The organism is Rhizobium tibeticum (genome assembly GCF_900110205.1).
GTDB lineage: Bacteria > Pseudomonadota > Alphaproteobacteria > Rhizobiales > Rhizobiaceae > Rhizobium > Rhizobium tibeticum.
In genome coordinates, this window is sequence record NZ_FOCV01000011.1 from 63,799 (window position 1) to 79,588 (window position 15,790).

14 protein-coding genes are annotated in these 15,790 nt (G+C 62.3%); 3 read left to right on the plus strand and 11 right to left on the minus strand.

All coding sequences use genetic code 11. The features are described 5' to 3' along the window. Together moaC and BSG20_RS13965 are read left to right on the plus strand one after the other, a co-directional pair. Entirely contained in the window at positions 1-501 is a 501-nt protein-coding gene (gene moaC, locus BSG20_RS13960) for a cyclic pyranopterin monophosphate synthase MoaC (protein WP_072376302.1), read from the plus strand. Further along, entirely contained in the window at positions 498-1,721 is a 1,224-nt protein-coding gene (locus BSG20_RS13965) for a molybdopterin molybdotransferase MoeA (protein ID WP_072376300.1), read from the plus strand. The genes moaC and BSG20_RS13965 overlap by 4 nt, the downstream gene beginning before the upstream one ends. A gap of 260 nt (positions 1,722-1,981) precedes the next feature. On the opposite strand, the gene BSG20_RS13975 is transcribed toward BSG20_RS13965, so the two are convergent. From BSG20_RS13975 to BSG20_RS14000, 6 genes are all read right to left on the minus strand, one after another. Beyond that, a complete protein-coding gene (locus tag BSG20_RS13975; protein ID WP_072376296.1) occupies positions 1,982-2,677 on the minus strand; it encodes a class I SAM-dependent methyltransferase in 696 nt (231 codons plus the stop codon). Between the two features lie 19 nt (positions 2,678-2,696). After that, on the minus strand, positions 2,697-3,128 hold the full coding sequence (locus BSG20_RS13980; protein WP_072376294.1) for a GNAT family N-acetyltransferase: 432 nt from the start codon (positions 3,126-3,128) through the stop codon (positions 2,697-2,699). A gap of 54 nt (positions 3,129-3,182) precedes the next feature. After that, positions 3,183-5,057, minus strand: coding sequence for a DEAD/DEAH box helicase (locus BSG20_RS13985; protein ID WP_072376292.1), 1,875 nt, complete (start codon positions 5,055-5,057; stop codon positions 3,183-3,185). 98 nt (positions 5,058-5,155) lie between these two features. Then, entirely contained in the window at positions 5,156-7,015 is a 1,860-nt protein-coding gene (locus BSG20_RS13990) for a CHASE2 domain-containing protein (protein WP_072376290.1), read from the minus strand. Positions 7,016-7,020: 5 nt separating this feature from the next. Further along, positions 7,021-7,554 (minus strand): FecR domain-containing protein, encoded by a 534-nt coding sequence (locus BSG20_RS13995; RefSeq protein ID WP_072376412.1) that lies wholly within the window; start codon positions 7,552-7,554, stop codon positions 7,021-7,023. A gap of 107 nt (positions 7,555-7,661) precedes the next feature. Next, positions 7,662-8,807: a citrate synthase family protein gene (locus BSG20_RS14000; protein ID WP_072376288.1), complete on the minus strand. Its 1,146-nt coding sequence runs from the start codon at positions 8,805-8,807 to the stop codon at positions 7,662-7,664. A gap of 85 nt (positions 8,808-8,892) precedes the next feature. Here BSG20_RS14000 and BSG20_RS14005 point away from each other — a divergent pair, with 85 nt between their 5' ends. After that, positions 8,893-9,981, plus strand: coding sequence for a citrate synthase/methylcitrate synthase (locus tag BSG20_RS14005; protein WP_072376286.1), 1,089 nt, complete (start codon positions 8,893-8,895; stop codon positions 9,979-9,981). 43 nt (positions 9,982-10,024) lie between these two features. Here BSG20_RS14005 and BSG20_RS14010 read toward each other — a convergent pair whose 3' ends face one another. The 5 genes from BSG20_RS14010 to tpiA form a co-directional block, all read right to left on the minus strand. After that, positions 10,025-11,863 carry an ABC transporter ATP-binding protein gene (locus tag BSG20_RS14010; protein WP_072376284.1) on the minus strand — a complete coding sequence of 613 codons (1,839 nt, stop codon included), beginning with the start codon at positions 11,861-11,863 and terminating at the stop codon, positions 10,025-10,027. Positions 11,864-12,231: 368 nt separating this feature from the next. Further along, on the minus strand, positions 12,232-12,396 hold the full coding sequence (locus BSG20_RS38625) for an SRPBCC family protein (protein ID WP_306372232.1): 165 nt from the start codon (positions 12,394-12,396) through the stop codon (positions 12,232-12,234). 219 nt (positions 12,397-12,615) lie between these two features. After that, positions 12,616-14,244, minus strand: a complete 1,629-nt coding sequence (locus BSG20_RS14020; protein WP_037121996.1) for a CTP synthase — start codon at positions 14,242-14,244, stop codon at positions 12,616-12,618. Between the two features lie 140 nt (positions 14,245-14,384). Then, positions 14,385-14,897, minus strand: a complete 513-nt coding sequence (secG, locus tag BSG20_RS14025; RefSeq protein WP_072376282.1) for a preprotein translocase subunit SecG — start codon at positions 14,895-14,897, stop codon at positions 14,385-14,387. 107 nt (positions 14,898-15,004) lie between these two features. Then, on the minus strand, positions 15,005-15,775 hold the full coding sequence (gene tpiA, locus BSG20_RS14030; RefSeq protein WP_072376280.1) for a triose-phosphate isomerase: 771 nt from the start codon (positions 15,773-15,775) through the stop codon (positions 15,005-15,007). Positions 15,776-15,790 lie beyond the last annotated feature (15 nt).

The window sequence follows — 15,790 nt, forward strand, 5'->3', positions numbered from 1 at the left end:
ATGAGCGGGGGCCATCCCGGATTGACCCACATTGATGCCTCCGGCGAGGCGCACATGGTCGATGTCGGCGACAAGGTCGAGACCACAAGGGCTGCTACAGCCGAAGGCTACGTGCGCATGGCAGCGGCGACACTCGATCTTATTCGCGCAGGCAATGCGAAGAAAGGCGATGTTATCGGCACAGCCCGCCTTGCCGGCATCATGGCGGCCAAGCAGACGAGCAATCTGATCCCGCTCTGCCATCCCCTCATGCTTACGAAGGTTTCGGTCGACATCACGGAGGATGCCGATCTACCCGGCCTGCGCGTCAGTGCGACCGCGAAGCTGACGGGCAAAACCGGGGTCGAAATGGAAGCGTTGACCGCCGTTTCCGTTGCCTGCCTGACGATATACGACATGGCCAAGGCTGCCGATAAGGCCATGGAAATCGGGGGAATTAGGCTGCTCGAAAAATCTGGCGGCAAGTCTGGAGACTTTCGTCATCCGGAGTACGGCAAATGAGCATGCTCCCCGTTGCCGAGGCGCAAGATCGTCTGCTGTCGCGCGCAAAGCCGGTTCAGACGAGAGAAACCGTTTCTCTGCCGGAGGCCGAGGGCCGTGTGCTAGCAGCTGACGTTGAGGCCAAGCTGACCCAGCCGCCTTTCGACGCGTCCGCGATGGATGGATATGCGCTGCGCCGTGAGGATGTTCCAGAGCCCGGCGCCGAACTGAAGCTCATCGGCACATCGTCAGCCGGTCGCGGGTTCGACGGTGTTGTCGGCACGGGAGAGACGGTCCGCATCTTTACGGGCGCCCCGGTTCCATCAGGCGCCGACAGCGTGTTGCTCCAAGAGGATGCTGAGAAAATCGAAGGCGGCATCCGCGCGACATTTGCCGTTCGGCTTGGCCAGCACATTCGGCCCCGCGGCCAGGATTTTATTGAAGGCGAAGCCGTGCTCAAGGCCGGCACTGCGCTTGACTTTTCCCGCCTGACCGTGGCCGCCGGCATGAACCATGCAGCGCTCGAGGTCTGGCGCAAGCCAGTCGTCGCGTTGCTCGCCACCGGTGACGAATTGCTGCCGCCCGGAAGCTTGCCTGCGCCCGCGCAGATCATTGCGTCGAGCACCTTCGGTATTGCCGCGCTGGCCCGCAAGGCTGGAGCCGAGGTTCTCGATCTCGGGATCGTGCCCGACGACAAAGCCGCGATTTCCGCGGCGGTCGAGCGCGCCCGGCAGGCCGAGGTCGATGTCATCGTGACGCTCGGTGGGGCGTCAGTGGGCGACCACGATCTGGTGCAGGCTACACTGCTCGCCGCGGGCATGAATCTTGACTTCTGGCGGATTGCCATGCGCCCGGGCAAACCGTTGATGGTGGGCAGCCTCGGGGAGACGCATGTTATTGGTTTGCCCGGCAACCCGGTATCGAGTCTGGTCTGCGGGCTGCTGTTCCTGGAGCCGTTGATTCGCAAGCTTGCCTCACTTGCGCCGGTCAGACGCGACGCAACGGTGGAGACGGCGGTAACGCTCCGTGCCAATGACCAGCGACAGGACTATGTGCGCGCCACGCTGTCGCGACTGCCGTCAGGTGCCCTGTCGGCGGAGCCGTTCGGCAAGCAGGACTCGTCGATGATGAAGATATTCGCTCGGGCCGACTGCTTGATCATTCGGCCACCCCATGCGCCCGAACTGCCCGCAGGAAGTCCCTGCCCTGTGATGATGCTAAGACCCGACCTTCTTGGCTGACACCGTCTAGTCTGCCGTTTCATTTGTGGTGCTGGGTATTTGCTCAACCAACTGAAAGCAGGATTGAGATGACGAAGGAGTCCGTCTGGGACACGCATGCCAGGCTGTCCGGCATGACGCCTACCCTCATGAATGGCGAGTTCGTATTCTGTGTGCCCGTCGAGGATGTCGCTCGGCTTGCGGATCCGATACGCTGCCGTGGTTTCGCGAGCACGAAGAAATCCCCCTGGAAGCGTCGTCCAACTGAGCGTCTTTCTCGATCACCCGTCCGCCGCCAGGGTGAAGACGCCGCCAATCGCCGCCTGGTCGGTCGAACCAACGCCGAAATCGGGGACAGCATATTCAGCGATAAGCATTAGAGCCGCGAGCGGCAGCGACCGTCTCCGTGGATCCCCTATGAGGACCTCGATGCCTGCTTTGCGACAGGCAGTAAGGAACGGCAAAACTCTCGCTGCAAGCGGTGCACTATAGAAGACGTCCCCCGCAAGAATGACATCCACCTCGGGTGGGGCGCGGGAGAGAACATCGGTGCTCGTTACTTCGACTGTCACACCGTTCGCTTCCGCGTTGAGGCCGATTGCCGAGGTGGCGTTCCTGTCGATCTCCGCTGCGATCACCCGGGATGCTCCGCATTTTCGAGCCACGATCCCGACGACGCCGGAACCTGCGCCGAGATCGAGGGCGCGGCGATCGCGAACGATATCTGGATGCTCAAGAATGTGTCTGGCAATCAGGGTTCCGCCGGCCCAGGCATAGGCCCAGTACGGCGGTGAATCCTCCGTGTCGTTGGCTCTGAGGCGCGACAGCCCGCTGCCGGGATGAGCCGTATAGAGCAGTATCTCAGGCAAGCCTGATGCCGGCTTCAGCTGCAGGTTTTCGACGATAAAGGTGCGAACATCCGCTCCGGAAAGAGCGCGGGACCCTGGGCTATCTTCACGACGGTGCTCTCCGCTCATTCGCTTCCCGGCCGCCCAATCAATAGTTCTTCATCGCCAGATGCGGCATCCCGCCATCGGGAAATTCATCGCCGAAGGCAACGAATCCAAAGCGCTCGTAGAGAGCTATCTTGTCGCTTTGCGCAGTCAGATAAAATCGGTTCTCACGGACTGATCGGTGTTCGTTCATCGCATAGGTCATCATGGCGCTTGCGACGCCATGACCGCGCCACGTGTTGCCGACGGCGACGCGGCCGATCTTCACATGCTCCTCGGCATGAATGATCCGCAGCGTTCCGCAGACCTCGCCGTCCGCTATGGCAACGACGTGGTGCGCGGTGAGGTCGAAAGCATCGAACTCTTCATCGCTAGGGACCTTCTGCTCGACGATGAAGACCGCGCGCCGCAGCTTGAACGCTTCGTTGCAAAGAGTGCTGAAAGCGGGAACCGTCAATACGACCGTATCTGCCATTGTCCTCTCCGCGATCTCCGCCGGCGATACAAAAGCTGTAGCACCGGCGAGATGTCATCCCTTCTTCTTCGAGAACTTGGGCTTCGGGTCACCGCTGCCCTTGCCCTCGAACGTCGGCTTTCCGGGTTTCTTGCCCCAGGGCTTTGCATCGCGTCGCTCGTCCCGTTCGCCCTCGCTGCGGGCATCCTTACGGAACTTATCTTTCTGGCGATCGTCGCTGAATTCACGGCGCTCGCCAAAGGCTTTCTTGCCGGCATAGGGCTTCGAGGCGGCGGGCTTGTTGAAATCGGGCGTGCCGTTCAAAGGGGTGACGCGGATGCCGCGCTCCATCGTCTTGTTCTGACCGATCGCGTGCAGGAAGGTGTCGGCGCTGTCCGCTGAAATCTCGACGTAGGTTTCGTCGGTCTGCATCTTGATTGCGCCGATCTCCCGCTTCGTCAGATTGCCGTTTCGGCAAAGCATCGGGATCAACCACCGTGGCTCTGCGTTCTGCTTCCGGCCGACGGAAATCGAAAACCAGACGCTAGGCCCGAAATCATCGCGCGGCCCTTTCTGATACGGTTCGCGTGGCCCGTCGGCATGTTCGCGGCGCTTGCCGCCGCGGCTGTCCTGGACCGAGACCTCGATTAGATCCTCCGGCGCAGACTGGTTGGAACGGTAGAGGTTGACGAAGGCGGCGGCGAGCTTTTCAGCCCCGTGTGCATCGAGAAGCCGCTTGACCACGTCCTGAGCTTCCTCGCTCGGTGCTTCCTCGAAGATGGGGTCTGCAAGCAGACGCGCTTCGTCGCGTGCTGTGACCTCTTCCGCCGACGGCGGACGTGCCCAGGCGGCGGAGATACCGGCATTGTCCAGAAGACGTTCGGCCTTGCGGCGAACGTTCATTGGTACGATCAGTGCGCTGACACCCTTGCGGCCGGCCCGGCCCGTTCGGCCGCTGCGATGAAGCAGGGTCTCCGGATTGGTCGGCAGGTCGGCGTGGATGACGAGGTCGAGGCCCGGCAGGTCGATCCCGCGGGCTGCAACGTCCGTGGCGATGCAAACGCGGGCGCGTCCATCACGCATCGCCTGCAGCGCATGGCTGCGTTCGTTCTGCGTCAGCTCGCCAGACAGCGCGACGACGTTGAAGTTGCGGTTGTGAAAGCGAGCAGTCAGATGATTGACCGCGGCGCGCGTTGAACAGAACACGATGGCGTTGGTCGCTTCATAGTAGCGCAGGACATTGATGATGGCGTTTTCGCGATCGCTCGGTGACACGACAAGAGCCCGATATTCGATGTCCCCGTGCTGCTTTTCTTCGGCTGCCGTCGCAATCCGGACCGCGTTCTTCTGATAGCTCTTCGCAAGTTTCGCGATGGCCGCCGGAACCGTCGCTGAGAACATCAGCGTGCGACGATCATCGGGCGAGGAATCCAAAATGAACTCGAGATCTTCGCGGAATCCGAGATCGAGCATTTCGTCGGCTTCATCAAGCACGACAGCCTTAAGCGCGGAAATATCGAGCGCGCGGCGGCGGATATGGTCACAGAGGCGACCAGGTGTGCCGACAACGATATGGGAGCCACGCTCCAGCGCACGGCGCTCGCTGCGGATGTCCATGCCGCCGACGCAACTGACAATCAGCGCGCCTGTTGCTTCGTAAAGCCATTCAAGTTCGCGCTTGACCTGAAGCGCGAGCTCTCGCGTCGGTGCGATCACGAGGGCGAGCGGTTCGGCTGCAGGCCCAAAACGGTCATCGTTTTCAAGCAACGTGGGCGCCAGCGCGAGGCCGAAGGCGACGGTCTTGCCGGAGCCCGTCTGGGCCGAAACGAGGGCGTCCGACGCGGCAAGCGCCGGGTCTAGCATGGCCTTTTGGACTGGCGTCAGCTCGGTATAGCCGCGCTTCACCAACGCCTTGGCGATCGCCGGAACGACGCCGTTAAAATTTGTCATGTTGTCTATCTTTCGGAAGTCTCACGCGCATGTTGCGCTCTGGCCGGCAGTTGCCGGCAGAGAAGTTGGGGCGTTCCTACTTCGTCAGACGGCAAATGTCAAAGCGGATGTCCCTGCCAGAGCCATACATCGATGCCTTCACGTCGGCCTCGAATGCGCGCTTGTGCGGGGCCTTCGAGCCGGCCAGAGCGAAGCGGCACGCTATCCGGCCCAGCCGCTTTGATCAATGCCGCGCTCAAGGCCAGTTCAACGCCACGTGCTGCTGCCACCTCCATCAGGCGGCTCGCGACGTTCACGGTGTCACCGGTCGCGGTAATTTGCTGGCGATTGCCGCTCCCGAGCCGCGAGGCGACGACCGGACCGCAATGAGCCCCGACCTTGAAACCGGTCTTTCGGCCGCGAAGGGCCGGATTGGCGACGAGCCAGGGCCGCATCCGCTCGCACAGGCTGACTGCGCACGCGGCGGCCCGCGTAGCGTCGTCGTCGGCCGGTTGCGGCAAACCGAAGAGAATCATCGCACCATCGCCCATGAAGCTGGTGATCGCCCCGCCATGCGAGCGCGCCTCCTCGTCGACCAGCTCGAAGAAATCGCTGAGAACTTCGCGGACATTCGTCGCGCCGATTGCCTCGCTCAAGCCCGTGAAGCCGGAGAGGTCGATGAAGATGACCGCAGCGTCCTGTCGGATCGGTTTTGCGAGAAAGTTCGGATCGCGTGCGAGCCACTCGCCCAGGCCCGGTGCCTCGATGCGCTGCAGGAGATCGCTTTGCGCCGCGAAGTGCGCGGCCTGACGACGATCCATCCAGATCTCCGCGGCGCCGAAGAGAAGCACCGGCGGCAGGGCCGCTGCGATGGGCAGTGCTGCGCTAAACCAGTAGCCATGCGCGAAGGCGGCAATGTTCAGGGCAGCCCATGCGACCGCCGCGGAGGCAATGATGGCATAGCCAATGGCACTGCGCCGCCACGCAAGCAGGCTGATCAGAAGCAGTGGCAGAACCACGGCTATGAGCGAATCGAGCAAACGCACATTGCGGTCTCTGATGATGCTGTCGCCGGCAATCAGATGTGTCGCTGCAGTCGCCATCACTTCTACGCCCGGTAATACCGGATCGAATGGCGTCGGGAAGACATCGCCGCCGGCGGTCACCGTGGAGCCGATCACGACGATCCTATCCTCGATCGCCTTGGCGGGAAGTTTGCCGGCCAGTGCATCCGCGGCGCTGAAGGTCGGAATCGTGCCGCGTGGGCCGTAAAAGGTAATGGGCAGTCTCTGCCCGTTATCGGTCGGCAAATGCCGATCACCGAGTGCCAGCCCGCCCGGCGAGAAGGCAGGATTGATACCGAGTGCCAGCGACGCGACCCGCAGCGGAAACGACGCATCGACACGCTCGATCCAGCGAGAGATCAGCGGAATGAAGCGCGGTGTGCCGGACTCATCTGTGGCGACGTTGACGACGCCAACGGCCGCAATGTCGGAAAAGCGGCTAAGGGGCAAAAGCATCTGGCTGGCCGTCGGTATTGCCGCCAGCGGATCGTTGGCGTCGTGAGCGACCACTTGTACGTCTTTTGGGAAAACGCCGGCGGCGGCGATGACACTTTGCGTCTGCTGCAGGGCCAAAGCCAGCGCCGCATCGCCCTCGTCCGATCCGGGATCAACCAGCAAGAGATCGAGTGCGATGACTTTCGGCTTCAAGGCGCTGACGGCAGTCACTACGCGGGCGAGCGTCGCCCGATTGAGCGGATAGCCGTTGTCGGCGGCAGTCTGATCGTCGATTGCGACGATGCTGGTGATCGGTGGAGGCACTCGCGCGCCGATCACAGTGCTTCGCAGATCGGTGAGCGAAGCCTCGAGGCGGTCGAGGAAACTCATACTGCCCGAAAGATGCATATAGCCGAGAAGCCCGCCCCAGAGTGCGGAGAGCAGCAGCGCGATCGTGATCAGGAGCCGTCTGCCCTGCATCGGCGCTATTGGCCAAGGCGGGCAAGCAGGGCGGCGGCGCGGGCCGGTGGCCAGCGGCGCACGGTCAGCGGGCCGCTGCCTGGCGTGACGTCAACACCCTCGCCTACATTCAACGTGACCCGCCGTCCCGCCGAGGGACGACCGACCGCGACGCGGCCGCGTACGACAAAGACGGACGTCGTGCCGCTCTTGACATCGACAGCCCAGCGCGTGCCGCGCACGGCCGCGATGGCCTGTGGCGTGACCACTTCGAATCCGTCTGGTCGCTGGGCGCGGTCGACATCCACGAGCACGGCCTTGTTGCGCAATGACACCGCGTCCACTCGCCCGTCGCGGTTACGGTCGATGACATTGAAGCGGGCCCCACCCTCGGCAATGATCGTCACACCATCCACGCATCGCATGACCTGCCGCGAGGTCCCCGCCACGCGCTCCATGGAGCATCCGCTGGCTTGTGCAAGCGCTGCATCCGAGGCGAACAGCCAGGCAGCGCCAACCCACACGACCAGCGCCAAAAGCATTCTGGAGTTTGCAAACATGTCTGTCCCCTCTGAATGCACGATCGGACGACCCCGGTGTGCGGCGGCCATCATACGCTGATTGCTGCAGCACGCATGCCGAAACGTCAACGGCCATCCGACATAGTCTATGCTTTGACCGGCGTTTCGATTGCTGGGCCAGTATAGCGCGCTCTTGGACGAATGAGATGGCCGCTCTCGACCTGCTCCATGGCATGAGCGAGCCACCCGACGGTTCGAGCGAGCGCGAAGATCACAAGTGGGGCGTTGTCAGGAAGATGAAAAACAGCAGTCATCGCCGTTAGAGCAAAATCGATGTTGACGCTTTCTCCGATGATTTCCTGCCCCACTGCCGCCAGTTTGGCGTAGCTCGGCGGTAAGGCGAACTGCGACATCAGCGCTTTTGCTCTGATGTCTCCGTCCGGATAGAGGGGGTGGCCGAACGCGGGGAGCGACCTTCCCTGCGTCAACGCCTGTCGTATGGTCGCGCCGGCCCCGAGGGCGTCGACGTCTTCGATCAATGAGGCGACGCCTTGCCACGCGCCGCCGTGGAGTGGTCCGGTCAAGGTCGAGAGGCCCGACAGTACTGCGGCCGACAGCGTTGCGCCTGAAGAGGCCGCCACCCGTGTGGCGAAGGTCGATGCGTTGAGCTCGTGATCTGCGAGGAGCACAAGCGCGCGTCTGATACAGTTGGCAGCTTCAGGCCTGCACCAACTCATGGCGAGGCGCAGATGCAATGGCGAAGCGGTGGTATCTGGTGCTAAGGCAGCAGCCACGGTCGACAGGATACTTTGCGCTTCGGCCTTCAGCACCTTCGGCGACCGTCCGAGGGTCGGCAGGTCGTGGGTAACGCGGTGCGCTAGCAGGACAAATGTCCGCTCTAGCGAGGGTGCGGCTTCCAGAGCCTCACCCGGTGCCGCCGCAACCTGTCCGGAGTTCCACAGAAGCGCTGCGGTCTCCTCCAGCGTCGCATGTTCAGCCCAGGTGGCAGCATCCTGGCCACGATAGTAGAGCCGACCATCCAAGATGGCGGAAATGGCAGACGGCAGTACCGGATCGCCCCATTGCATGGTGTCGGCCGCAACCGTCTCAGTCTTTCGGCGACCCGCGTGTCGCTCGGCCAACCGCATCACGTCTGCTGCGCTGTAAAGACGTCGCCGCGGGTCGGTGGCATCGGGTTTTGCCCGGATGCGGCCTCGGCTCACATTGGCGTAAAGCGTTTGCGGCTTCGTACCAAGTTTTTCAAGCGCCTGCTCGGCGGTCAGCCAGGGCATCCTGTCCTCTTACATTGATCAATTACGTCAAGATTGACGTCAATCAACCTAGGCTCAATCCTGCACTGCGTAAAGGAGAAACACCATGAAGAACGGTTTGGAAGATGTCATCGCAGCTGAAACGCAGCTCTCCGATGTGGACGGCGAAGCGGGCCGCCTGATCATCCGCGGCGTGTCGCTCGATCAGCTCGTTTCGACGGCAACCTATGAAAGTGTTGCCGCTCTATTGCTGGACGGATTGACGGAGCGGCACGTTGCTCCCGCAGAACTCCGCCCGTGGTTGGGCGAAATGCGGGAACGCCTGTTCGCACACGTGACGGCACTCGATTCGCAGCTGCTAGCGCTGCCGCCTGTCGATGTCATGCGGGCTCTCATTGCTCGCCTGCCGGATGGCGAGGATTTCGAGGCCGCCCTTCGATTGCTGGCTGCGCCTGCCGTCTTCCTACCGGCGATTCTCCGTCTGCAGGCTGGGAACGACCCGGTAGCGCCGGACGGCTCCCTTTCTCAGGCGACCGACATCCTGCACATGCTGACCGGCGAGTTGCCGAGTGCGGAGCAGACAGCTGCACTCGACGCCTATCTTGTCACTATCTGCGACCACGGACTGAACGCGTCGACCTTCGCATCGCGCGTCATCGCCTCGACGCGAGCCGGGCTAACCTCATCGGTGCTCGCGGCGATAAGCGCCCTTAAGGGACCGCTGCATGGCGGCGCCCCTGGCCCTGTGCTCGATATGTTCGACGCGATCGGAACCGAAGGGAATGCACGCGGCTGGCTCGGCCAGGCGCTGGACCGCGGCGAACGCCTGATGGGCTTCGGCCATCGCATCTACCGGGTGCGTGATCCGCGCGCCGACGCCCTCAAGCAAGCCCTGCGACCGCTGGTTTCAGCCGGTCAGGTCGATCGCCAGCGGATCGAACTTGCCGAGGCAGTCGAGCGCGCGGCGCTCGCCATCCTCAAGGAGCGCAAGCCGGACCGTCCACTCGATGTCAACGTCGAGTTCTACACCGCCTTGCTGCTCGATGCGCTGGGCTTTCCGCGACGTTCCTTCACCGGGGTGTTCGCCATCGGCCGGACCGTGGGCTGGATCGCACATGCCCGCGAGCAGGCGCTGGAGGGCCGGCTAATCCGGCCACGCTCGGTCTATGTCGGGCCGTCGCCAAAAGCGGCGTGACAATCGGCAGATAGCCCGGCGGCGAGGGCCGCCGGGCTATCGTTCAATCCCCGGCCTCGACACCGAGAAAGCCGCCGGATTGGCGAGCCCACAGCCGCGCATAGATGCCGTCTTCCCGTAGCAGGTCGTCATGGCGCCCCTCCTCCGCAATCCGGCCCCTGTCGAGTACGACGACCCGATCCATCCGTGCGATGGTTGAGAGGCGGTGGGCGATGGCGATGACGGTCTTGCCATCCATGAGGTCGTAGAGCGTGTCTTGGATGGCAGCTTCGACCTCGGAATCGAGGGCGGACGTCGCCTCGTCCAGGATCAGGATCGGTGCGTCTTTCAAGATGGCGCGGGCAAGCGCGATGCGCTGGCGCTGGCCGCCCGAAAGCTTCACGCCGCGTTCGCCCACATGTGCCTCATAGCCGATCCGCCCCTGCTGGTCGCGCAGGCCTGGAATGAAGCCGTCCGCGTGGGCCTTGGCGGCGGCGGCCTCGATCATCGACTGCGGCAGATCAACTCGGCCATAGGCGATGTTGTCTCGCACCGAGCGATGCAGCAGGGCGGCATTCTGCGCAACCATGCTGAAGCGGCGGCGAAGGCTTTCCTGTGTCACCGAGCGGAGGTCCTGACCGTCTACCAGGATCCGCCCTCCTTCGGCTTCGAAGAAGCGCAGGGCGAGATTGACGAGAGTCGACTTTCCCGCGCCCGAACGACCGACCACTCCCACCTTCTCACCGGCTTCAACGCGCAAGCTGACGCCATCAAGCCCACCGCTGCCCTTGCCGTAGTGGTGACGGACTTTCTCGAATGACAGCGCGCCGCCATTGAGTTTCAGTTCGGTGGCATCGCGACGGTCCGGAATATCGACCGGCTGGGCGATAGTGCTGAGCTGGTCACGTGCCGCCCCGACATAGTTGAACAGCGCGGCGACCGCATCGAGCAGCCATTCGGCCATCGCGGTGATCCGGAAGCCAAGCGCAAGAGCGGCGGCGACCATTCCGAGCGGTGCTGCTTCCGATTGCCACAGGATGATCGAGTAGCCGATGAGGCTGACCATCAGAAGGCTGCTGAGGAAAACCATACTGCTGTTGACCGTGACTTCGAGTTTTTGCACCGAGATAAAGGCCCGGCGAGCAGTGTCGAGATGATCGCGGCTGTCCCGGTCCTCGTCCTGCTGGCGGGAAAAGAGCTTGATCGTGTCCATATTCGAGAAGGTGTCGACCAACATTCCGGAGAGCGCCGAGTCGGCCTCCTGAACTCGCTGCGAGGCGTTCCTCACGCGCGGAATCACGAAGCCCATCAGCACGAAATACAACCCGACCCAAATGGCCATCGGAATAACCAGGCGCAGGTCTGCCGAGGCCATGAGCCAGATGGACCCGGCGACATAGATTGCCACATAGGAGATGGTGTGAATGACCGAGTACGCAGCTCCCGTCGCTGTGTTGCCGAGTTCCTGCACGCGGTAGGCGATACGTCCGGAAAAGTCGTTCTGAAACCAGCCGACCGACTGGCGCTGTACATGGCGCAGTGCGCGCCAGCGGATCATCGCGACTGCATTCGGCCGAAAGGCGATGTCATCGAGCGACTCGCGCGCCGCAGCAACCAATGGTCGGACGACCAATAGCAGGAGCGCGGCAACAAGAAGCTCGGCGCCATGGCCCGCCCAAAGCTCGCCCGGGCGAGTGGCCGCAAGCGTATCGACGAGCCGGCCTGAGTAGCCGATCAGCCAGACTTCGAGGATCGCGCCGACGGCGGTCAGCAAGAGACTCGCCGCAACGACCCAACGCAGCGGCCTCAGCGCATTAAGGATAAATGGCCAGACCCCAACGGGCGGCGTGTTGCAAGTATAGGATTGGAATGGATCGATCAGCTTTTCGAAGCGACGAAACATGGAGGCCCTCCATGGGGCGGGATAATGTCATTTGATGATGGACCGAACAGACAGCCCCTAACGGCACTGCTGTTCAGCGGTGGTTTCCGGTGCCGTTGGTTCTCATCAAACGATCTCCCCATGGGTCGCTTTGCGCCGGCTCAATCCGGCGAATGGCCGATTTAGTACCATTTTGGGCTGCGTATGTGAACCCCTCGAAGCCCTAGGGGCGAGTTTTGCGTCTACGCAGCCACAAATACACGGAATTGCTCAAGCGTCTGTCGGCAACCCATTTCGTTGTCTTAAAGGCGTATCCCGGCAGGAATATGCTTGGTAACCATGGTCATCTCTGTGCGCTCCGGGGTCGGCCGCAAATGTGTGCGGGATCGTCATGTCGCTGGCAAAAGCGGGATCGGCGGATCGAGTACCGTCCAGACCACGAGGGAGTTCGGGATGAGCTGGGCAATTTTCCCGAGGAACCGGTCGGTCTTCTCAGAGGTCTTGCCCACCATGTTGGTCTCAATGTCAGGATAGACGAGCGGTGCTGAAGGCACCGCCTTCCCTGCCCTCGAACTCATGCATGATGGCGCGCATGTCGCCTGGCGGCAGCCATGTGGCAATGGCCGAGGAAGGCGGCATAGACGGCGCCTGGCGGTGCGTGAATGATGTGGGAGACAGTCGTGCTGCGGTTTTGGCTCATCCGACGAAAGACAGCGGCCGCGTACCGATTGAAAAGACCGCCGCGCCGATATGGCGAGGCGGCCTCTTGTTGATCAGACTAGGCGGCTCTGCTCGGTCGCCGCTTCGATGAAGCTTGCGAACAGCGGATGTGGGTCGAGGGGGCGGCTCTTCAGTTCCGGATGGTACTGGACGCCGATGAACCACGGATGATCCGGATATTCGATCGTCTCCGGCAATACACCATCCGGCGACATTCCCGAAAAGACGAGACCGCAGTTTTCCAAACGATCCTTATAATCGACGTTGACTTCGTAGCGGTGGCGATGGCGCTCGGAAATATCGGTCGAGCCGTAGATCTCGGAGATCTTGGTGTCCTTCTTCAGCGCAGCCTTGTAGGCGCCAAGGCGCATCGTGCCGCCGAGATCGCCCGATGCCGTGCGCTTCTGCAACTCGTTGCCTTTCACCCACTCCGTCATCAGGCCGACGACCGGATTCTTCGTCGGGCCGAACTCGGTCGACGAGGCGCTTTCCACGCCGGCAAGATTACGGGCTGCCTCGATGACGGCCATCTGCATGCCAAAGCAGATGCCGAAATACGGCACCTTGCGCTCGCGAGCGAAACGAGCCGCGTGGATCTTGCCTTCCGAGCCGCGCTCGCCGAAGCCGCCGGGAACGAGGATGCCGTGGACCTTCTCAAGGTATGGCGCCGGATCTTCCTTTTCAAAGACCTCGGATTCGATCCATTCGAGCTTGACCTTGACGCGATTGGCAATGCCGCCGTGATGCAGCGCTTCGATCAGCGACTTATACGCATCCTTGAGGCCGGTGTACTTGCCAACGATCGCGATCGTGACTTCGCCTTCCGGCGTGCGGATACGGTTGCAGACCTCTTCCCAGGGATCGAGGCGCGGCTTCGGCGCCGGCTCGATGCCGAACGCTGCCAGCACTTCGTTGTCGAGGCCTTCCTTATGGTAGGCGATCGGCACGTCGTAGATGTTGGCGACGTCGAGCGCCTGGATGACAGCGGACGGACGGACGTTGCAGAAGAGCGAGAGCTTGCGGCGTTCGGCCTCCGGGATTTCGCGGTCGGCGCGAACGAGCAGGATGTCGGGATGAATGCCGAGCGCCTGCAGTTCCTTGACGGAGTGCTGAGTCGGCTTGGTCTTCAACTCGCCGGCTGCCGGAATATAGGGCATTAGCGTCAGGTGGACGTAGATCGCAGTGCCGCGTGGCAGGTCGTTGCCGAGCTGGCGGATCGCCTCCATGAAGGGCATTGCCTCGATATCGCCGACCGTCCCGCCGATCTCGCAGATGACGAAGTCGTAGTCGTCATTGCCTTCCGTCACGAAATCCTTGATCTCGTTGGTGACGTGCGGGATGACCTGTACTGTCGCGCCGAGATAGTCGCCGCGGCGTTCCTTGTCGATGATGTTCTTGTATATGCGGCCAGTGGTGATGTTGTCGGTCTTGGTCGCCGAACGCCCGGTAAAGCGCTCGTAGTGGCCAAGATCGAGGTCGGTTTCGGCACCGTCGTCGGTGACGAAGACTTCGCCATGCTGGGTCGGGCTCATGGTGCCCGGGTCCACGTTGAGATAGGGGTCGAGTTTGCGAAGCCGCACCCGATAACCACGGGCCTGCAGCAACGCTCCGAGAGCGGCGGCCGCAATTCCTTTACCGAGAGAGGAAACCACGCCGCCAGTGATGAATACGTATCGCGCCATGGGAGTCACCGGATACCTTTTCAAAAACGATTCCACCAGCCCAAAAATTCATTTCCTGAACTTTTGGTGCCAGCGCGAAATCTGAACAAAAGAAAACCGGCAGACCCGAGGGCCTGCCGGCAGTTTATTCTGTGTGCCGCTTACTGTCCGCTTGGGACGGTTGCGGGCGCCGGAGCCTGTGGTGCTACCGGAGCAGTTTGAGAAGACGCTGGTGCCGATGCAGCCGGGGCCGCGGGTACCGTTGCCGCCGGAGCGGTAACGGCGGGCGCCGTTGCTGCTGGAGCGGACTCGCCGCCGGTCGGAACGCCGTTATTGCTCTGCGGGGCCGGTGCAGCCGGAGCGGCGTTACCATTCTGGCCGCCGAGCGAATCAAGAATACCGTTGCCCTGTCCGCTCGTCGCCGGAATACGGTTCAGAATATCCGTCGGACGGCTCTCATAGCGGTTGAGGATACCGAGACCGAGCGAAGTAATGAAGAACAGCGTCGCCAGGATCGCGGTCGTGCGCGTCAGCGCATTGGCCGTACCGCGGGCGGACATGAAGCCCGAACCGCCGCCGATGCCGAGGCCGCCGCCTTCCGAGCGCTGGATGAGCACGACGCCGACAAGCGCCAGCACGATCATGAGATGAATGACAATCAAAACGGTCTGCATGGGTCCAGTCCTGCCCACACGCACGGCGGGCATAAAGTAAAATTCTGGCGCTCTTTACATGAGGTGATCCGCTATTCCAAGCCCTTCGGCTCGGAATATACACGGCACTAAGCAAGCAACGCGTCGTATGCGCCGTAGATGGCGAGGAAATCGGTTGCTTTCAAGCTTGCGCCGCCGATCAGTGCGCCATCGACGTTCGCGACGCCCATCAGTTCCTTCGCATTGCTTGGCTTGACCGAGCCGCCATAGAGGATGCGGATCTTCTTGCCGGCATCGCCAAAGCGCGCAACGAGCTCGGAACGCATGAAGGCGTGGGCCTTCTCGACGTCTTCCACGGTCGGCGTGACACCGGTGCCGATCGCCCAGACGGGCTCGTAGGCTATGACCGCGTTCTCGGGCGTCGCGCTGTCCGGCACCGAGGCGGAAAGCTGACGCTTGATGATGTCGAGGGCCTGACCAGCCTTGCGCTCGTCAGCCGTTTCACCGATGCAGACGATCGCCGTCAGTTCCGCTGCGAAGGCAGCCTCTGCCTTGGCGCGCACAAGATGGTCGGTCTCGGCATGGTCGGTGCGACGTTCCGAATGGCCGACGATGACGTAAGTGCCGAAGCAATCGGCAATCATCTCGGCCGAGATATCACCGGTGTGGGCGCCCGATGGATTCTGGTGGCAATCCTGCGCGCCGATCGCAAGCGGGCTGTCCGTGCAGAGCGCCGTAGCCACATAAAGTAGCGTCGCCGGAGGGCAGATCAGCGCCTCCACCTTGGCGGAAAGTGGCGTCTGAACACCTTCTGCGATCGCCTTGATCTGGTCGAGGGAGGCACGCGTGCCGTTCATTTTCCAGTTTCCCGCCACGAGCGGGCGCACGTCAGGTGTCATGCCAGCCTTCCAATC